General features: G+C 71.4%; 17 protein-coding genes. 9 read left to right on the forward strand and 8 right to left on the reverse strand.

Annotated features, from left to right (window positions below):
• Window positions 1–132 precede the first annotated feature (132 nt).
• Together DLJ58_RS07600 and DLJ58_RS07605 are read left to right on the forward strand one after the other, a co-directional pair.
• On the forward strand, window positions 133–690 hold the full coding sequence (locus tag DLJ58_RS07600) for a DoxX family membrane protein (RefSeq protein ID WP_124854492.1): 558 nt from the start codon (window positions 133–135) through the stop codon (window positions 688–690).
• Window positions 691–905: 215 nt separating this feature from the next.
• Window positions 906–1,298, forward strand: coding sequence for an FKBP-type peptidyl-prolyl cis-trans isomerase (locus DLJ58_RS07605; RefSeq protein WP_124854493.1), 393 nt, complete (start codon window positions 906–908; stop codon window positions 1,296–1,298).
• Between the two features lie 78 nt (window positions 1,299–1,376).
• Here DLJ58_RS07605 and DLJ58_RS07610 read toward each other — a convergent pair whose 3' ends face one another.
• Window positions 1,377–1,763: an STAS domain-containing protein gene (locus tag DLJ58_RS07610; RefSeq protein ID WP_124854494.1), complete on the reverse strand. Its 387-nt coding sequence runs from the start codon at window positions 1,761–1,763 to the stop codon at window positions 1,377–1,379.
• 182 nt (window positions 1,764–1,945) lie between these two features.
• On the opposite strand from DLJ58_RS07610, the gene DLJ58_RS07615 reads away from it, so the two are divergent.
• Entirely contained in the window at window positions 1,946–2,962 is a 1,017-nt protein-coding gene (locus DLJ58_RS07615; protein WP_124854495.1) for an SMP-30/gluconolactonase/LRE family protein, read from the forward strand.
• A 69-nt stretch (window positions 2,963–3,031) separates the two neighbouring features.
• Here DLJ58_RS07615 and DLJ58_RS07620 read toward each other — a convergent pair whose 3' ends face one another.
• Window positions 3,032–4,300: a L,D-transpeptidase gene (locus DLJ58_RS07620; protein WP_124854496.1), complete on the reverse strand. Its 1,269-nt coding sequence runs from the start codon at window positions 4,298–4,300 to the stop codon at window positions 3,032–3,034.
• Window positions 4,301–4,999: 699 nt separating this feature from the next.
• On the opposite strand from DLJ58_RS07620, the gene DLJ58_RS07625 reads away from it, so the two are divergent.
• Both DLJ58_RS07625 and DLJ58_RS07630 read left to right on the forward strand, forming a co-directional pair.
• Window positions 5,000–5,965, forward strand: a complete 966-nt coding sequence (locus DLJ58_RS07625) for a sugar phosphate isomerase/epimerase family protein (RefSeq protein WP_091397722.1) — start codon at window positions 5,000–5,002, stop codon at window positions 5,963–5,965.
• A 23-nt stretch (window positions 5,966–5,988) separates the two neighbouring features.
• On the forward strand, window positions 5,989–8,088 hold the full coding sequence (locus tag DLJ58_RS07630; RefSeq protein WP_124854497.1) for a PQQ-dependent sugar dehydrogenase: 2,100 nt from the start codon (window positions 5,989–5,991) through the stop codon (window positions 8,086–8,088).
• Window positions 8,089–8,206: 118 nt separating this feature from the next.
• Here the strand turns inward: DLJ58_RS07630 and DLJ58_RS07635 are convergent, their stop codons facing one another.
• From DLJ58_RS07635 to pdhA, 4 genes are all read right to left on the reverse strand, one after another.
• Window positions 8,207–9,886 carry a right-handed parallel beta-helix repeat-containing protein gene (locus tag DLJ58_RS07635; RefSeq protein ID WP_124854507.1) on the reverse strand — a complete coding sequence of 560 codons (1,680 nt, stop codon included), beginning with the start codon at window positions 9,884–9,886 and terminating at the stop codon, window positions 8,207–8,209.
• A gap of 216 nt (window positions 9,887–10,102) precedes the next feature.
• Window positions 10,103–11,446, reverse strand: a complete 1,344-nt coding sequence (locus DLJ58_RS07640) for a dihydrolipoamide acetyltransferase family protein (protein ID WP_425271298.1) — start codon at window positions 11,444–11,446, stop codon at window positions 10,103–10,105.
• The gene (locus tag DLJ58_RS07645) at window positions 11,443–12,447 is read right to left on the reverse strand and encodes an alpha-ketoacid dehydrogenase subunit beta (protein WP_181539337.1); all 1,005 of its coding nucleotides are present in this window, start codon (window positions 12,445–12,447) and stop codon (window positions 11,443–11,445) included. Before DLJ58_RS07645 ends, DLJ58_RS07640 begins: the two co-directional genes overlap by 4 nt.
• Window positions 12,444–13,610, reverse strand: a complete 1,167-nt coding sequence (pdhA, locus tag DLJ58_RS07650) for a pyruvate dehydrogenase (acetyl-transferring) E1 component subunit alpha (protein ID WP_425271299.1) — start codon at window positions 13,608–13,610, stop codon at window positions 12,444–12,446. The genes DLJ58_RS07645 and pdhA overlap by 4 nt, the downstream gene beginning before the upstream one ends.
• A 105-nt stretch (window positions 13,611–13,715) precedes the next feature.
• On the opposite strand from pdhA, the gene DLJ58_RS07655 reads away from it, so the two are divergent.
• Entirely contained in the window at window positions 13,716–14,222 is a 507-nt protein-coding gene (locus tag DLJ58_RS07655) for an Lrp/AsnC family transcriptional regulator (RefSeq protein WP_124854498.1), read from the forward strand.
• A gap of 9 nt (window positions 14,223–14,231) precedes the next feature.
• On the opposite strand, the gene DLJ58_RS07660 is transcribed toward DLJ58_RS07655, so the two are convergent.
• Window positions 14,232–15,203, reverse strand: a complete 972-nt coding sequence (locus DLJ58_RS07660; protein ID WP_124854499.1) for a DNA polymerase domain-containing protein — start codon at window positions 15,201–15,203, stop codon at window positions 14,232–14,234.
• 101 nt (window positions 15,204–15,304) lie between these two features.
• Window positions 15,305–15,631: a hypothetical protein gene (locus tag DLJ58_RS07665; RefSeq protein WP_124854500.1), complete on the reverse strand. Its 327-nt coding sequence runs from the start codon at window positions 15,629–15,631 to the stop codon at window positions 15,305–15,307.
• A gap of 124 nt (window positions 15,632–15,755) precedes the next feature.
• Here DLJ58_RS07665 and DLJ58_RS07670 point away from each other — a divergent pair, with 124 nt between their 5' ends.
• The 3 genes from DLJ58_RS07670 (at window position 15,756) to DLJ58_RS07680 (ending at window position 17,920) form a co-directional block, all read left to right on the forward strand.
• A complete protein-coding gene (locus DLJ58_RS07670; protein WP_124854501.1) occupies window positions 15,756–16,487 on the forward strand; it encodes a histidine phosphatase family protein in 732 nt (243 codons plus the stop codon).
• Window positions 16,471–17,340, forward strand: a complete 870-nt coding sequence (locus tag DLJ58_RS07675) for an NAD(P)H-hydrate dehydratase (RefSeq protein ID WP_124854502.1) — start codon at window positions 16,471–16,473, stop codon at window positions 17,338–17,340. The genes DLJ58_RS07670 and DLJ58_RS07675 overlap by 17 nt, the downstream gene beginning before the upstream one ends.
• A 79-nt stretch (window positions 17,341–17,419) precedes the next feature.
• Window positions 17,420–17,920, forward strand: a complete 501-nt coding sequence (locus DLJ58_RS07680) for a hemerythrin domain-containing protein (protein WP_124854503.1) — start codon at window positions 17,420–17,422, stop codon at window positions 17,918–17,920.
• Window positions 17,921–18,039 lie beyond the last annotated feature (119 nt).

Below are 18,039 nucleotides of genomic sequence, written 5' to 3' on the forward strand. Positions count from 1 at the left end.
AGGGCCGCCGGACCGGACCGGAGGGGGTCGAACGTCCCGAGCAGGTGCGGTCTGTCGGCCCTGCCGCCGAGAACGCCGTGGGAGTCCACTGGAGATGCCACCGGGAAGCGCGGTGCGAAGCTGAGAAGGGACGTGGAGACCATGGTCGCGACGACCGAGCGGGTCACCGCCGATAACACCGCTCCGAAGGCCGGCACCGCTCACGAACGGACCGTCCGGTACATCCTGGCCGGCACCCGGCTGGCGCTCGGCTGGATCTTCCTCTGGGCCTTCATCGACAAGATGTTCGGCTTCGGGATGGCCACCGAGTCGAAGAACGCCTGGATCAACGGGGGCAGCCCCACCAAGGGATTCCTGACCTTCGGCGTGAGCGGCCCGTTCAAGGATCTCTACGCCGGGATCGCCGGTGCCACCTGGGCGGACTGGCTCTTCATGATCGGCCTGGCCGGGATCGGTGTCGCGCTGCTGCTCGGCATCGGTATGCGGGTCGCCGCCGTGGCCGGTGGGCTGCTGCTGGTCATGATGTGGACCGCCGTCCTGCCTCCGGAGAACAACCCCTTCATGGACGACCACCTGATCTACGCGGCGGTGCTGGCGGTCCTGGCGCTGGTCAACGCCGGCGACACCTGGGGTCTCGGCCGGGTGTGGGCGAGGCTGCCGATCGTCCGGCGGATGCCCTGGCTGCGGTGAACACGGCACCCCCCGCGGCGGACGTCACCAGCACTGGTGGCGCCCGCCGCGTCGTCGTTTCACCGCCCGGGCCCGCAGCGCTACCGGGACCGTCGGTGCACGACCGGCGGACGGGCCGCAGAGCAGGTTGCGGGTCCGCCGCACATCGGTGAGGGGTGATCCGGCAGGATCGACGGTGACCGGACACATCACCCAACACGGCAGGAGATCCCCGCATGACCCAGGCAGCAGGCGCCCAGTCGGGCAAGCCCGAGGTTGGTCCGATCGAGGGTGCACCGCCGGCCGACCTCGTGATCGAGGACATCACCGTGGGCGACGGCCCGCAGGCCGAGCCGGGCCAGTTGGTCAGCGTGCACTACGTCGGCGTGTCGCACTCCACGGGCGGCGAGTTCGACTCGTCGTGGAACCGGGGCGAGGCGTTCGACTTTCCGCTCGGCGGCGGCCAGGTCATCGCCGGCTGGGACCAGGGCGTCGTCGGCATGCGCGTCGGCGGTCGCCGCCGCTTGATCATCCCGCCGCACCTGGGGTACGGCGACCGGGGCGCCGCCGGCGTCATCAAGCCGGGCGAGACCCTGGTCTTCGTCGTCGACCTGCTCGGCGTGAGCTGACCGATTGTCGGGGTCGCCGGCCCACGCCGGCGGCCCCACGTCCGGATACGAGGGTGGGAGCCCACCACGTCGTCGGGGTCAGGCGGCCAGTTGCAGGTCCGTGGTCGCGACGACCGGGCGACGCGCGGCCTCGATCGGCGAGGTCAGCTCCAGAATCGGCATCACGCGGTGCAGCCCGCTCACGCGCAGCACCCGCGCCACCACCGGGCTCGGGTCGACCAGGACCAACTCGCCACCGCAGGCCCGCACGCGCAGATGCGCCGCGAGCAGCGTGCGAACTCCAGCGGCGGAGAGCAGCCGCAGCCCGGACAACTCCAGTTGAAGCACCGGGCGGGCCGGCGCGGACCACAGCGCGGACCGGAACGCGGCCACCGTGGCGATGTCGACCTCGCCGGCCACCCGCACGAGGACCATCTGGTCACCGACGCTGACCTGCACGTCCAGCCGGTCGCTGTGCTCTTCCATGCCCAGAAATCTAGCCGCCACCACCGACACTTTCGCCCCTCCACGGAGTGATTCCGGGTACGCCCAGGGGCATACCCCGAGGCGCCCCACCTCCCTCTCGGGGTGGAGTCAGGGGTCCACCCGGCACGCCGCGCGGGCTCGGAACGCGGGGGTCTGCCGGCATTCGGGTGGAGAATAGGTCGATGCTGATCCCCCGGCCCCGGCCGCCCCGGCTGATCCGCCCCGTCCGCGAGCCGGCGACCAGCCCTCCGCCACTGGCCGGGCCATGGGCACCCACCGACCACCGGCTCGACGAGGCCGAGTTGCTACCCCTCCCCACGGGTGCCGTCGGCCCCGAGGACGTGCTGGTCGACCGCTCCGGGCGGGTGATCAGTGGCGACGAGGACGGCCGGCTCTGGTGGTGGCCGGTCGACGCGCTGGCCGGCACCCCACCCCAACTGCTGGCCGAGACCGGGGGCCGTCCGCTCGGCATCGAGCTGGACCCGTCCGGCGAGGCTCTGGTGGTCTGCGACGCGTACCGCGGATTGCTGCGGGTCACCCCCGACGGCGCGGTACGCGAACTGACCGGAACGGCACCCCCGGTGCACCTGGCCAACAACGCGACGGTGGGTCGTGACGGCACCATCTACTTCACCGACAGCTCCGACCGGTTTCCGGTCTCGCACTGGAAGCGGGACCTGCTGGAGCATCGTCCCAACGGTCGGGTGCTGGCCCACCATCCGGGCAGCGGCCGCACCGAGGTGGTGACCGACGGGCTGTACTTCCCCAACGGAATCGCGCTGACCCCGGACGAGTCGGCGCTGATGCTGGTGGAGACCAGCACCCACCGCCTGCTCCGGGTCGAGCTCAGCGGCGGTGTGCGGGTCCTCGCCGACCTGCCCGCGTACCCGGACAATCTCGCCTCGGTGGGCGACGGGACGTACTGGATCGCGCTGCCCAGCCCTCGGGTGCCGATCGCCGAACGGCTGCTGCCCCATCCGCGGCTGCGCCAGATCGCCGCCCTGCTGCCCGACGCGATGCAGCCGCAGCCACGCCGCTACGGGCTGGTCGCGCTGGTCGACGACGCGGGAACGGTCCGCCGGACGCTGCACGGTCCGAACGGGCACTACTCGATGATCACCGGGGTACGCCAGCACGGCGACCACCTCTGGCTGGGCAGCCTCACCGGGTCCGGGATAGCCCGCGTACCCCTGGGGTGACGGCCACGTGCGGCGACAGGGCCGGTCGCCGTGGTGGCGGGCCGACCCTGTCCTGCCGTCAGTGGCGTCTCAGCGGCCGCTGACCGAGGGCGCCGGTGCGGGCGATCCGCCGGCCACCGCGCCCGGGTGCGCCGGGGCGACCGGTGCGGGCTTGAGCCCGGGCGGCACCGGCAGGGCGCTGCCCCGGGCGAACTCGTCCCAGCTCACGTTCCACGCGGTCCAGCCGTTGCCCGGCTGTAGCTCCACCTCGGTGCCCTTGACCGTGACCAGGTCACCAACCTGCGTCACCCCCATCAACCAGTCGGCCGCGGTGGCGGAGACGTTCGCGCAACCGTGCGAGACGTTGGTGTTCCCCTGGTCCCCCTCCGACCAGGGGGCGGAGTGGATGAACTCGCCGCCCCAGGTGTAGCGCTGGGCGTCGTCGACGTCGACCACGTAGCCGCCGTCCGGCTCACCCCGGGTGTCGAAGGTGACCCGCTCGTGCTTCTCCATGATCACCATCTTGCCGCTGGAACTCGGCGTGCTCGGCTTACCCAGGCTGACCGGGATCCGGCGGACCTGCTTGCCGTCGCGCAGCACGGTCATCTGCTTGGTGGCGTTGTCGATCTCCAGCGAGACCTGCCGTCCGATCTTGGAGGTCGCGGTCCGCTCGGCGTCGCCGACCAGCTTCTTTCCGATCGGCAGGCCCTCCAGACCGGCCCGGACACTGATGGTGGTCCCCGGCTTCCAGAAATCGGGGGCGCGGTAATAGACCTGGCTCCCATCCTCAAGCCACGACCAGGTGCCCGGTTGGGGTGGATTGGTCTTTACGAACAACCGCCGCTGAACATCCGCCCTGGCCTCTTTCGGAATTCCTGGGTCGAACGCCACTGTTACCGGCATCGCCGTGCCGTACGTCCGATTGCCGTTGAAATAGAGTGTGCTGGTGATCTGCGGCTTGGTCGATTTGGCCATGGTTGTGAAGGTGGTGGTGCGGGTGGTGGTGGCACCGGAGTCACCGGTCGCGGTCACCTCGGCGGTGTAGGTCCGTCGTGGTTGCAGCGGGGCGCTCGGCACCCAGCCCGAGCCGTCCTCGCGCGGCTCGGCGTTGACCTGCTTGCCCTTGTCGTCGGTGAGGCGTACGCCGGTGACCCGCCCGCCCTTGACCACGGTGCCCACCTCGGCACTGACCGGGACGTCCCGGGCCTTGTCCCCCGGCGTCACAGCGAGTTCCGGTGCGGCGGCGTGCTTCTTGGCCGAGCCGGTCGCCGATCCCCGGTCGGCGGTGCACGCACCCAGGACGAGTGGTGCGGCTGCGATGGTTACCGCCAACAGCGTCAATCGCCGCCTAGACGTCATGTTTCAGTCCCCCCGTTTTCGACTTCCCTCCGCCATATTCTTGCCCGCTTGCGGGGTCCATTCGCGGCATTCGGAAATAATCGCCGGCGCATTTATCGACGCATTTTCCGACAATGCTCCGCTTGGCCGGAACAGTGGTCCAACGGACCCGTGTCATGCGTTTTGCTCCGCTTGAGCGACGCGACGTCAACTGTCCGAATGGCAGGGTGGTGGCATCTGGGGGCGCCCCCGCTTCATGATCGACTCGGCCTCAAGGAAGTCGCGGCATCCCGGTCGCCCTGATACCGCGACTTCCAGGAGCCCGAGTGGATCAGGCGCCGTGGCGAACCGGGCGAACCGGGCCGGGCGGCTCACGCGGCGTGGAGGTGCGGGAAGTAGAAGGTCAGGTCTGGTGTCGCACCTCGTGGGCAGACTTTTGTCAGTTGAAGCGAAACTTCCGGCGAACGCGACAAAGCTTTGCCTTCGTCCGGAGGCAAGAGTAAGGTCTCGATCTAGATAGAGGGTTGCCCATTCGTCGATCAACTTGCCGCCACCTCTGCCGGGTCGCCGCGTTCCGCTCCCGATGGGTCCGGGCCGCACCCGCGCCGTCCCTCACCGTCCAGCCGGAGCCCGCCTCCGGCCAGTTCGGCGCGCCCGGCGGACGGCAGTCAGGTCGACCGCCGCCGACGGCGTACCAGCCGTCAGGAAGGGACCACCACCATGGATCAACAACTCAACCGACCGGGGCCGACGCCGGCGTCCGAGCCGGTCAGCCGGCGTGGAGTGCTGCGCGCCGCGACCGTCTCCGCGGCCGCTGTCGGTGCCGCCGGTCTGCTCGGCGGCCCGGCCGTCGCCGCGCCCGCCGCTTCCACCGGGCAGGCCCAGGGCCGCCGCCGGGTGCCGGTGGACCGGATCAGCATCCAGCTCTACACGCTGCGTGATCAGCTCGCCGCCGACCTCCCCGGCACCCTGGACGCGCTGCGCCGGATCGGCTACCGGCGAGTGGAGCACGCCGGTTTCGTCGGACGCACCGCCGCACAGTTCCGGGCCGCGCTCGACGAGGCCGGGCTGCGTTCCACCTCCGGGCACGTCGGCATCCCGCAGCCGTTCGACGCCGCCACGTGGGAGCAGGCTCTCGCCGACGCCAATGTGGTGGGCTGCAAGAAGATCGTTCACCCGTACTTCGGTCGGGACGCGAGCGGTCAGCCGATCCGGGACCCCGCCGTCTACCGGGCCCTGGCCCGGGACCTGAACCGCGCGGGTCGGCTCGCCGAACGCGCGGGGCTGGACTTCGGCTACCACAACCACCAGCTCGAGTTCGTGCCGCTGACCGGCGGCTCGACCGGGTTCGACATCCTCAGCTCGCAGACCGATTCCCGGCTGGTCCACTTCGAGCTCGACCTCTACTGGACCTGGCGGGGCGCTCACGACCCGGTCGACGTGATCCGGGCCAACCGCGGTCGGATCCGACAGGTGCACGTCAAGGACCTCGACGTCGAGGGTGGTTTCGCCGACCTCGGCGACGGTGTCATCGATTTCGGCCGCATCTTCGCCCACGAGCGGGAGGCCGGCATCGAGGAGTACATCGTGGAGCGTGACGACGCGGGTACCGCGCCGCGCTCCCCCGCCGACGCCCTGGACACCGCTCGCGTCGGCTTCGACTATCTCGCTTCACTTCGGTACTGAAACAACCCCGGGGGACTCACCTGATGAACAGGACCGCATTCGCGTCCGCCCTGCTGCTGGTGACGGCCGGTCTGGCCGTACCACCGTCGGCAGCGTCCGCAGCGCCGGCCGCGCCGCCGGACAGCAGCTTCCAGAAAGTGACACTGAACGACTTCCCGGGCGAGCCGATGAGCCTCGCCGTCCTGCCCGACCTGCGGGTGCTGCACACCTCCCGCACCGGTGAGGTCCGCATCCACGACCCGCGCACCGGGCTGAACACCCTCGCCGCCGACATTCCGGTGTACGAGCACGACGAGGAGGGGTTGCAGGGCGTCGCCATCGACCCGAACTTCGCCCAGAACAAGTGGGTGTACCTGTACTACTCGCCGCCGATGGACACTCCGGTGGACGACCCTGCGACTCCCGGCGTCAACGAGGGGGACGCGCCGGAGACCGGCACCGAGGCGGACTGGCAGCGGTTCAAGGGCGCGCTGCGGCTGTCCCGGTTCAAGCTGGACGGGATGAGGCTGAACCTCGCCAGTGAGCAGCAGATCATCGACGTGCCCACCGACCGGGGCATCTGCTGCCACGTCGGCGGCCAGATCGACTTCGACAGCAAGGGCAACCTGTACCTGTCGACCGGTGACGACACCAACCCGTTCGCCTCGGACGGCTACATCCCGATCGACGAGCGGGCCGACCGCAACCCGGCGTACGACGCCCAGCGCACCTCGGCCAACACCAACGACCTGCGAGGCAAGCTGCTGCGCATCAAGGTGAAGGCCGGCGGTGGTTACACCGTGCCGGCCGGCAACCTGTTCAAGCCCGGCACGGCGCAGACCCGCCCGGAGATCTACGCGATGGGGCTGCGCAACGCGTTCCGGTTCGCCGTCGACCGGCGTACCGACGACGTGTACCTGGGCGACTACTCCCCGGACGCCTCCAACCCGAACCCGGAGCGCGGGCCGGCTGGGCACGGTCGGTGGATGCGCATCGACAAGCCGGCGAACTACGGCTGGCCGTACTGTGTGACGCCGACGATCGCCTACCGCGACTACGACTTCGCCACCGGCGAGTCCGGCGCCAAGTTCAACTGCAAGCGCCCGGTCAACGACTCGCCGCACAACACCGGCAAGCGGCAGCTGCCGCCGGTCGAGCAGCCGGAGGTCTGGTACCCCTCGGCCGCGTCGGGTGAGTTCCCGCAGCTGGGCAGCGGCGGGATCGGCCCGATGGGTGGCCCGGCGTACGAGTACGACGGAACCAGCACGTCGCGTACCCGCTGGCCGGCCTACTACGACGGGGTGCCGCTGTTCTACGAGTGGACCCGGGACTACATCAAGGAGTTCCGCCTCGACGAGGACGGCGACGTCAACGACATCCGCCCGGTGGTGCCGTCGCTGGTGGTGGACAACCCGATGGACATGGAGTTCGGCCCGGACGGCGCGCTCTACGTCCTGGAGTACGGCGACGGTTACTTCGCCGAGAACCCGGACGCGCAGCTGTCCCGGATCGACTTCGTCCGGGGCAACCGGACGCCGATCCCGAAGATCAGTGGCACCCCGACCGTCGGGCAGGCCCCGCTGACCGTCGCGTTCTCCAGCGCCGGCACGACCGACCCGGACGGTGACAAGCTCAGCTACGCGTGGGACTTCAACGCGGACGGCTCGGTGGACAGCACCGCTCCGAACGCGAGCTGGACGTTCCCGGAGAACGGTTCGTACACGCCGACGTTGAAGGTCACCGACCGCACCGGACGGTCCGCCTCGGCGTCCCTGCCGCTGGTGGTCGGGCCGACCGCGCCGATCATCGAGTTCGTCGCCCCGGAGGCCGGGCAGCCGTTCCAGTTCGGGCAGACGGTCGCGTACGAGGTGAAGGTCACCGACGACCTGCCGGTGGACTGCTCGCGGGTGAAGGTCACCTACGTGCTCGGGCACGATGAGCACGGGCACCCGCTCTCCACCTCGACGGGCTGTTCCGGGACCATTCCCACCTTCCTGGACGGTGGGCACAGCGGCGCGGACAACCTGACCGCCGTGTTCGTCGCGGAGTACACCGACGCCCCGACCGACCCGGGCGTACCCCCGCAGTCCGCTTCGGCGACGGTGGTGCTGGACCCGACCCCGGTGGCGGGTCTGGCCGGCTGATCAGTTCAACCACGACAGTGGCGGCGGCCGGATCACTCCGGCCGCCGCCGCACGTCGTTCAGCTCCACGTTCTCGCCGGCACCATCGCCGGGGCGTCCCGACGACGGCCAGTGGCAGGTCAGCTCCAGTCGCTGTCCACGTGGTTGTCCCGCCACCGTCCGCCCACCGGCGGGGTGTCCAGTCGCATCCCCTCGTCGGCATTGCCGGCCAGGTCGTTGTCCTCGACCCGGCAGTCCACGCAACTGCCCCGTTCGGTGATCCACAGCCCGTGCGTCTGGGTCGGGTTCTCGTGGTTGTCCCAGAGCCGGTTACCCCGGATGGTGGCCGAGTCGAACGGCGCGTCGATGGTGATGCCGGCCCGTAGCTTCGGTGCGGCGTCCAGTTCGTATCCGCATCCCGGCGGTGGCACGTCCCCACTCCACGCGCTGAACGCGTCCGGGCGGACCGGGGCGAGGGTGAGTTCGTCGCCGGTGTTGGAGGCCACCGTGGCCACGGCCTTCCCGACCCGCAGGACCTTGCCCCGGTGCCCGTCGTGGGGCCAGTTGGCCGACCGGTCCACCAGGCACCGCTCGCTGTAGTGGACGGCGTCGCCGGTACCGCCGGTGCCCTCGCCGTACTGCCGTCCGTTGTTGCGGATCCGGTTGTTGAGCAGCACCGCGTCGGTCATCTGGTGGTCGATGCGGATCGCGTCGAGGCCGTTGCCCCAGAACTCGTTGCTCTCGATCACCACGTCCCGGATCGAGCCCCGGTAGCCGCGCCTGAGGTCGTGCGAGTGGTAACCGTGCCGGCCGTTGCCGCTGATCCGGTTGCCCCGGACGCTGTACGGGCCGGGGCTGTTGCCGATGCTGACCCCGTCGCGCAGGTTGCCGTCGATGACGCAGTCGGTGAGCAGCCCACCCCGGCCGGCCACGGACGAGGTGCCCTGCGACGACACGTCGAAGCCTGCCTCCAGGTTGCCGGTCATCGTGCAGGCCGAGACGATCAGACCGTCGGCACCCCAGTCGGAGATGCCGAACCGGTTGCCCTGACTGTGGCAGCCGACGATGCGGTAACCGCGGGGCGGTTCCCAGTAGTCCTTCTGCAGCTCCAGGAAGATCCCGTTGGTGCCGTTGGCCAGCGCGGTGCAGTTGGCGATGGTCAGCCGCTCCACCGCTCCCCAGCCGCCGATGCCGATCCCGATGCCGGCGCCGCCCATCTGCTCGCCGTTGTCCAGGCGGCCACAGCCGACCACCACCACGCCGTCGATCAGGGAGTCCTGGAGGAAGTCGCAGCCCAGCCCGGTGGCCGCGGTGTGGTGGATGTAGAGGTTGCGGAAGACGCCCCGCACCACGTACTGGAGGCCGAGGCCCTTGGCCAGGTAGTTGTACTCGGCCATGGCGACGCCGGAGCCGTCGATCTGGAAGTCGGAGAAGGTGCAGTCGGCGATGTGCCGGTCCCGGTCGGCGCCGTGCTGCACCGTGGTCCAGAAGGCCAACGGGGTGGGGTCGGCCCGGTTTCCCTCATTGCTGAGCATGAACCGGGTCGCCGCCGGGCCGGCCCCGATCAGTGACACACCGCTGCGCCACACCGTGCCCGCGTCCCGGATCGAGTAGATGCCCGGCGGGCAGTAGATGACCCGGGCCCGTCCGTCCGAGGCGTACCCGGCGCCGAGGCGGTCCACGAGGGCGGCCAACGCCGGCTGGTCGTTGGTCGCGCCGTCACCGGTCAGCCCGTACTCCAGCGCGTCGCAGTACAGCGGCGCGCCGGCCGAGGCAGGCCGTCGTACCCGGACTGAGTTCAGTAGCAGCTCGTTCGCCACGGCCACGGGCGGGCTCCCTTCAACGCGTTCGGTGCGCTCCGGCGGGGCCGACTTCCCGGTGAGGCCGCCGGGAAACCCCGGCCCGATGACACCGCCGGGAAACCCCGGCCCGATGACACCGCCGGGAAGCCCTGGCCCGATGACACCGCCGGGAAGCCCCGGACGTGCGCCGGCCCCGGCGCCGCACGGGCAGCGCCGGGGCCGAGGGGGTACGCGTCAGACGGCGGCGATCAGCAGCGCCGGGCGCTCCACGCAGTCGGCGACGTGCCGCAGGAAGCCGCCGGCCACCCCACCGTCGCAGACCCGGTGGTCGAAGGTGAGGCTGAGCTGGGTCACCTTGCGGACGGCGAGCTGCCCGTCGACCACCCACGGCTTGTCCACGATCCGCCCCACCCCGAGCAGTGCCGCCTCGGGGTGGTTGATGATCGGCGTGGAACCGTCGACGCCGAACACCCCGTAGTTGTTCAGCGTGAAGGTGCCACCGGTCAGCCGGGCCGGGGGCAGGCTGCCGGCCCGCGCGGCGGCGGTGGTCGCCGCCAGTTCGGCGGCCAGCTCGGCGGTGGTGAGCCGCTGGGCGTCGCGCAGCACCGGCACCAGGAGCCCCCGGTCGGTCTGCGCGGCGATGCCGAGGTGCACCCCGGCGGACTGGACGATGCGCTGCGCCTCGGTGTCGACCCGGGCGTTGAGCTGCGGGAACCGGCGCAGCCCGCTGAGGCAGATCCGGGCCAGCAGGGCCAGGATGCTCACCGGCGCGTCGGGCGTCGCGGCGTTGATCGCGGCGCGGGTCTCCAGCAGCCCGGTGGCGTCCACGTCGACCCAGATGGTGACCTCCGGGATCTCCCGCCGGCTGCGGGAGAGCTTGTCGGCGATCACCTTGCGGACGCCGGTCAGCGGGACGATCACGTCACCGTCACCGACCGGGGCCGATCCGACCTGCGGGTCCGGCACGGCGGCGAGCCGGGCGGCGGGCGCGGTCAGCGCGGCCTCCACGTCGGCGCGGCGGATCACGCCCCCGAGTCCGGTGCCCCGCACCGTGTCGAGGTCGACGCCGTGCTCGCGGGCGAGCCGCCGCACGATCGGCGAGATGACCAGGGCGGCGGTGGGCGGTGCCGGGTCGCTGGACGCGGCACCGGCACCCGTGCCGGTCGGGCCGGCGTCGGCCGGTTCGGGGGCCACTGCCAGGCGGGGCCGGCGCCGACGGCGGGTGGCGGTGCCGTGGCCGGTGCCGTACCCGATCAGCACGTTGCCGGAGCCGGCGCGCTCCTCCTCGCGGTAGGTGGCGTGCCCGGCGGGCTCGTCGTCCCCGTCCAGCGGCGCGATGGTGATCAACGGCTGGCCGACCGGGCGTACCTCACCGGCCGCGCCGTGCAGGGTGACCACCCGCCCGGCGTACGGGCAGGGCACGTCGACGACGGCCTTGGCGGTCTCCACCTCGACCACGCTCTGGTCGACGGTGACCACATCACCCACGGCGACCCGCCACTCGACGATCTCGGCCTCGCTCAGCCCCTCGCCCAGGTCGGGCAGGAGGAAGACCTGCGTGCGTTCGACGGTGGTCATGCCGCCGCCCAACGCGCGTCCGGCTGGTCGTCCCACTGGAGGCGGGCCACCGCGTCGAGCACCCGGTCCACGCCGGGCAGGTGGGTGTGCTCCAGCATCGGCGCCGGGTACGGGATGTCCAGTCCGGCGACCCGCAGCACCGGGGCGTGCAGCGCGTGGAAGCAGCGCTCCTGCACCCGGGCGGCGATCTCCGCACCGACGCCCGCGAACCCGGGCGCCTCCTGGATCACCACGCACCGGCCGGTACGCCGAACCGAGGCGGTGATGGTCTCGTCGTCGAACGGCACGATGGTGCGCACGTCGACGACCTCCAGGTCCCACCCCTCCTCCCGGGCGGCCTCGGCGGCCTCCAACGCGACCGGCACCGCCGGCCCGTACGCCACCAGCGTGGCGTCGCGTCCGGGCCGGCGCACGACGGCCCGACCGAACGGCTCGTTGCGGGTCGGCAGAGACGCCTCGGCGCTGGCGAAGTAGAGCTTCTTGGGCTCCATGAAGACCACCGGGTCGGGGTCCTCGATCGCCTCGCGCAGCAGCGAGTACGCGTCGTCGACGGTCGCCGGGGTGACCACCTTCAGTCCGGGGGTGTGCGCGTAGTACGCCTCGGACGAGTCGCAGTGGTGCTCGACTCCGCCGATCCCGCCCGCGTACGGCACGCGGATGACGATCGGCACGCTCAGCGCGCCCCGGGTGCGGTTGCGCAGCTTCGCCACGTGCGAGGCGATCTGCTCGAACGCCGGGTACGCGAACGCGTCGAACTGCATCTCGACCACCGGGCGCAGGCCGGACATGGCCATGCCGACGGCGAAGCCGACGATGCCGGCCTCGGCGAGGGGGGTGTCGAAGCAGCGGTTCTCGCCGAAGCGGGCCTGGAGGCCGTCGGTGATCCGGAAGACGCCGCCGAGCGCGCCGACGTCCTCACCGAACACGACGACCCGGTCGTCGGCGGCGAGCGCGTCGGCGAGCGCCGTGTTGAGCGCCTTCGCCATGGTGGTGGCCATCAGGCGTCACCCTCCTCGGCGTGGGCGGCGGCCAGCTCGGCGCGGACCTGCTCACGCTGTTCGATCAGTTGCGGGGTGGGCTCGGCGTAGACGTGGTCGAAGAGGCTCAGGGGGTCGACCGTGGGCTGCTCGTTCATCCGGGTCCGCAGCTCTGCCGCGTACGCCTCGGCCTGCGCGGCGATCTCGGCGATCGCCGCGTCGTCGAGCACGCCGCGGGCGCGCAGGTAGGTCTCCAACCGGGCGACCGGGTCCCGGTCGCGCCAGGCGTCGACCTCGGCGCCGTCGCGGTAGCGAGTGGCGTCGTCGGCGTTGGTGTGCGGCTCCATCCGGTAGGTGTGCGCCTCGACCAGGAAGGGCCCCTTGCCGGCCCGGGCGTGGGCGACCGCGCGGGTGAGCACGGCGAGCACCGCGACCGGGTCGTTGCCGTCGACCTGCTCGCTGGGTACGCCGTAGCCGACGCCCTTGTAGGCCAGCGACGGCGCGGCGGTCTGCCGCGACAGCGGGACGCTGATCGCGTACTTGTTGTTCTGGACGAAGTAGACCACCGGCGCCTTGAACACGGCGGCGAAGTTGATCCCCTCGTGGAAGTCGCCCTCGCTGGTGGCGCCGTCGCCGATGAAGGCCAGCGCCACGGTGTCGCGACCCTGGTACGCCTCGCCGTGCGCCAGCCCGGCGGCGTGCACGCACTGGGTGGCGAGGGGGGTGCACTGCGGTGCGGTGCGTACCTCGGTCGGGTCGTAGCCGCAGTGCCAGTCGCCACGCAGCAGGGTGAGCACCTCGACCGGGTCGATGCCTCGGGCAACCAGCGCCATCGACTCGCGGTACGTGGGGAAGACCCAGTCGGTGTCGCGGACCGCGAGGACCGCGCCGACCTGGCACGCCTCCTGGCCCCGCGAGGACGGGTAGACGGCGAGCCGGCCCTGCTTGGTCAGGGCGGTCGCCTGGGTGTCGAAGCGGCGGCCGAGCACCATCCGGCGGTACAACTCGCGCAGCACCTCGGCGGGTGGTTCGGGGTAGTCGGAGCGGGCGGGCAGCGGCGTGCCGTTCTCGGCGAGCAGGCGGACCGGCTCGGCGTCTGGCAGCAACGAGCGCGCCGGGTCGGGCGGGGTGACCGTTCGACGGGTGCGCGGGGATGCCCTGCGGACCGCCTGGGGAGTGGTCGTCACGGCGGAACCTCCTGGGACGTGTGGTGAGCCTATGCTTCCGCTTGTGGATGATTGACTCAAGATCGACACAGAAGGCGGGACGGTTGGCATGCGGAGGACCCATCAGTGAGCCAGGAGACCGCCGACGAAGCGAGCCGGGGCGCGGGATCGGGACGATCGGCCCGAGCCTTGGACGAGGTCGACCGGCGGATCCTCGACGAGCTGGTCCGCGACGGTCGGACGTCGGTGCGCACCCTCGCCGAACGGATCCACATCTCCCGCACCAACGCGTACGCGCGGGTGGAGCGGTTGCTGCGCGACGGGGTGATCACCGGGTTCCGGGCCCAGGTGGCGCCCGAGGCGGCCGGGCTGGGCACCTCGGCGTACATCGCCCTGACCATCGAGCAGAACACCTGGCGGGAGGTGTCGGCCGAGCTGGCCCGGGTGCGCTACATCGAGCACGCCGCGCTGCTCGGCGGTGACCACGACGTGCTCGCGCTGGTGCGCGCCCCGGACAACGCCGCGCTGCGCGACGTGGTGCTGGGCCGGGTGCAGAGCATTCCCGGGGTGCTGTCCACCCGCACCTGGCTGGTCTTCGAGGAGTTCGACGGGCTTGGCAGCCCCTGGGCGTGACCGCCGGGCTCAGCGCTCCGGCGGGGCCTCCAGCCCGTCGCGGTCGGCCAACTCCAGCAGTGGTTCCAGCGAGTGCCGGTCACCGTCCAGGCCGGCGTGCGGGTCGCCGCGCTCGGCGAACCGGGCCGGCATGCTGAGCACGTCGAAGTCCTCCGGACGGGCCTGGTCCAGCTCCGACCAGTCCAGCGGCGCGGAGACCAGCGCGGCCGGCGTCGGCCGGATCGAGTACGCCGAGGTCACCGTGTGGTCGCGGGCCATCTGGTTGTAGTCGACGAAGACCGGGCGATCCCGTTGCTCGCGCCACCAGGTGGTGGTGACCACGTCCGGCAGGCGGCGCTGCATCTCCCGGCCCAGCGCGAGCACCGCCCGACGGCAGTCACCGAAGCTCCACCGCGGCTCGATCGACAGGTAGACGTGCAGCCCCCGACCGCCAGTGGTCTTCGGGTAGCCGGTCATGCCCAGCTCGGCGAGGAACGCCCGCACCTCGTGCGCCACCGGCACCACCTGCTCGAAGCCCACGCCGGGCATCGGGTCCAGGTCGATGCGCAGCTGGTCGGGGCGTTCCACGTCGGCGGCGGTGACCGGCCACGGGTGGAACCGCAGGGTGCCCAGGTTGGCAGCCCAGATGACGACGGCCAGCTCACTCGGCGCGACCTCGTCGGCGGTACGGCCACTGGGGAAGGTGATGTGCGCGGTCCGCACCCACTCGGGCGCGCCGGCCGGCAGCCGCTTCTGGTAGAACGCGTCGCCCCGGTTGGTCTGCCGGGTGGCGATCGTCGCGCCCTCGAAGACACCGCGCGGCCAGCGTTCCAGCATGGTCGGCCGGTCCCGCAGCGCCCGCAGGATGCCATCACCCACCGCCAGGAAGTAGCGGACCACGTCCAGCTTGGTCAGCCCACGCTCGGGAAAGTACGGCTTGTCGGGGCTGGAGACGCGAACCAGCCGCTCCCCCACCTGGATCTCCTCCGCCGCCGTGGCCACGCCCTGAGGGTACGACGCACAAGCGCGCCGTACGGCCACCGAGCGGACACTGGCGCGGCGCCGACGGAGCTAGCCTTCGACGGCAGCGATGACGCGCTCGGTCAGGTGAGCAGCAGCACGCCGACCACGACCAGTGGCAGCCCGACGAAGAGGAAGATGCCGACCCCGGTGAGCACGCGCCCACCGCCGGCCGTCTCCCGCTCCGGAGCGGCACCGAAGATGGCGCGCGGGCCGAGCATCCCGATTCGACTCAGCGTCAGGTCGCCCGTCATGCCGATGAGCCCGCCCACCACAACCAACCCGATGCCCAGCCGACCGGCGTAGTCACCGCCACCGACCGCCACCCAGATCATTGCCGCGACTGCGACCAGCGCCCCGACCACCACGAACAACAGCACCGCTTCCCGCAGACCTCGCAAGACAGTCATTGTCGACCCCCCGTCGGCTGTCCGGCGCACATTGTTTCGCATCACCAGATCGCGGCGCTGCCCTGAAACCGACAGCGACGACCGGACACGGTTACCGTCGGCGGCGCCCGGGTAGGGGGGCCGCATGGCGGAACTGGCAACCCTCTGGATCGTTCGGCACGGCGAGAGCACCGCGAACGTCGCGGCGACGCACGCCGAGGCGTCGGGCGCGGAGCTGATCGACCTCACCCACCGCGACGCCGACGTGCCGCTCTCCGCGACCGGCGAGGAGCAGGCTCGGGCGACCGGCCGTTGGCTGGCCGAGCTGCCGGACGCGAAGCGCCCGGACGTGGCGGTGGTCTCGCCGTACCTGCGGGCGGTGCAGACCTCGCGGCTGGCGCTGGACGGCACCGACATTCCCGTCCACCGCGACGAGCGGCTGCGCGACCGGGAGCTGGGCATCCTCGACGGGCTGACCGGGCACGGGGTGCGCCGGCGGTACCCGGACGAGGCCGACCGCCGGGAGCGGTTGGGCAAGTTCTACTACCGGCCGCCGGGTGGGGAGTCCTGGACGGACGTGGCGTTACGGCTGCGGACGCTGCTGGGCGACCTGCGCCGTGACCACGAGGGTTGCCGGGTGCTGCTCTTCGGCCACGACGCGCTGGTCTTCCTGCTTCGCTATCTGGTGGAGGGATTGACCGAGGACGAGCTGATGGCGCTCACCCGGCAGGACGTCATCGCCAACTGTTCGATCACCGAGTGGTCGGCGGACGGCGAGGACCGTCTGGCCCTCACCGCCTTCAACGATGTCGCGCACCTGCGTCAGCAGGGCGCCCAACCGACCAGGGAGGACGAGATCCATGCCGAGCCGGTCTGACGTGAAGGTGATCACCCCGACGTTGCTGCGGGACTGGGCGCTGCCGGTGCCGGTCGGTGGAAAGGAGAGCCGGGGCACCGTGCTGGTGGTCGGCGGTTCGCGCTTCACGCCGGGCGCGGTGCTGCTCGCCGGGGTGGCGGCGTTGCGCGCCGGTGCCGGAGTGCTTCAGCTCGCCGCCGCCGAGTCCACCGCGGCCGCGCTGAGCATCCAGGTGCCCGAGGCGCTGGTGATCGGTCTGCCGGAGACCTCCGACGGCGCGGTGGCCGCCGACCGGGACGGCCAGCTCGGCGACCTGGTCACGCAGGCCGACGTGGTGGCGGTCGGCCCCGGCCTGAAGGCGATCGACGAAACCAACCGCCTGCTGAGCCTGGTCCTGGAGGCGGCCCGACCGGACACCTCGCTGGTGCTCGACGCGTACGCCCTCGGTGCGCTCAGCCACGCACCGGACCTGCTGGTCGGGTCGGGTCGGCCCGTGGTGCTCACCCCCAACGTCACCGAGGCCGGGCACCTGCTCGGGCGGGAGCCGGGCGACGACCTGGACGCCGAGGCGGCCGAGTTGGCCGCGCGGTACGAGGCGGTCGTGTCGCTGTACGGACACGTCGCCGCCCCGGACGGGCGGGGTTGGCGGGAGGAGAGCGGCGACGCCGGGCTGGGCACCTCCGGCAGCGGGGACGTGCTCGCCGGGTTGCTGGCGGGGCTGCTGTCGAGGGGTGCCGAGCCTGCGCAGGCGGCCTGCTGGGGCTCGTTCGCGCACTCGGTGAGCGGCCAGCGGCTGATTCCCCGCTACGGCCGGATCGGCTTTCTGGCTCGGGAGTTGCTCGACGAGATCCCCCGCACCCTGGCGATGGTCTGAGGCGGTTTCACCTGTTTCCGCATTCGGCGTCGGGGTACCGGAACCTCACCAGCCGAGACTTTTCAGGGAGGTCATGCCGGTGTCGACCGATGCCATCGTCCTGCTCAAAGAGGACCACAAGGAAATGCGTCGCCTGTTCAAGGCCTTCCAGGATGCCGAGGAGGGGCCGGCGAGCCAGCGGCAGAAGTTGGTGGACCAGATCCTGGAGGCGCTGACCGTGCACACCTACCTGGAGAACGAGGTGATGTATCCGGAGGTCCGCCGGCTGCTGCCCGACCTGGAGGACGACATCCTCGAGTCGTACGAGGAACACCACGTCGCCGATGTGCTCTGCGCCGAGCTGGCCAGCATGAAGGCCGACGACGAGCGGTTCAACGCCAAGACGACAGTGCTGATCGAGAACGTCACCCACCACGTCGAGGAGGAAGAGCAGGAGTGGTTCCCCAAGGTCCGCGACGCGCTGGGCCGCAATCAGCTCCAGGAGATCGGCGAGAAGATGATCGCGCTGCGCGCGGACGCGCCGCGTACCCCCACCGCGCCGAAGGCGATCAAGAAGGCGCTCGATGCGGTGACGGCCTGAGGCACCCGCTCACACCGAAGGGCCCGGCACCATGCCGGGCCCTTCGGTGTGAGCGGGTGCCTCAGGCCGTCACCGCATCGAGCGCCTTCTTGATCGCCTTCGGCGCGGTGGGGGTACGC

The sequence above is a fragment of the Micromonospora arida genome, assembly GCF_003857035.1.
Classification (GTDB): domain Bacteria; phylum Actinomycetota; class Actinomycetes; order Mycobacteriales; family Micromonosporaceae; genus Micromonospora; species Micromonospora arida.

Coding starts and splice junctions, on each gene's coding strand:
- DLJ58_RS07640 (WP_425271298.1), bottom strand. CDS start 11,446: ATGACCACCGTCGAACGCACGCAGGTCTTCCTCCTGCCCGACCTGGGC.
- DLJ58_RS07620 (WP_124854496.1), bottom strand. CDS start 4,300: ATGACGTCTAGGCGGCGATTGACGCTGTTGGCGGTAACCATCGCAGCC.
- DLJ58_RS07630 (WP_124854497.1), top strand. CDS start 5,989: ATGAACAGGACCGCATTCGCGTCCGCCCTGCTGCTGGTGACGGCCGGT.
- DLJ58_RS07625 (WP_091397722.1), top strand. CDS start 5,000: ATGGATCAACAACTCAACCGACCGGGGCCGACGCCGGCGTCCGAGCCG.
- DLJ58_RS07665 (WP_124854500.1), bottom strand. CDS start 15,631: ATGACTGTCTTGCGAGGTCTGCGGGAAGCGGTGCTGTTGTTCGTGGTG.
- DLJ58_RS07670 (WP_124854501.1), top strand. CDS start 15,756: ATGGCGGAACTGGCAACCCTCTGGATCGTTCGGCACGGCGAGAGCACC.
- DLJ58_RS07615 (WP_124854495.1), top strand. CDS start 1,946: ATGCTGATCCCCCGGCCCCGGCCGCCCCGGCTGATCCGCCCCGTCCGC.
- DLJ58_RS07675 (WP_124854502.1), top strand. CDS start 16,471: ATGCCGAGCCGGTCTGACGTGAAGGTGATCACCCCGACGTTGCTGCGG.
- DLJ58_RS07605 (WP_124854493.1), top strand. CDS start 906: ATGACCCAGGCAGCAGGCGCCCAGTCGGGCAAGCCCGAGGTTGGTCCG.
- DLJ58_RS07610 (WP_124854494.1), bottom strand. CDS start 1,763: ATGGAAGAGCACAGCGACCGGCTGGACGTGCAGGTCAGCGTCGGTGAC.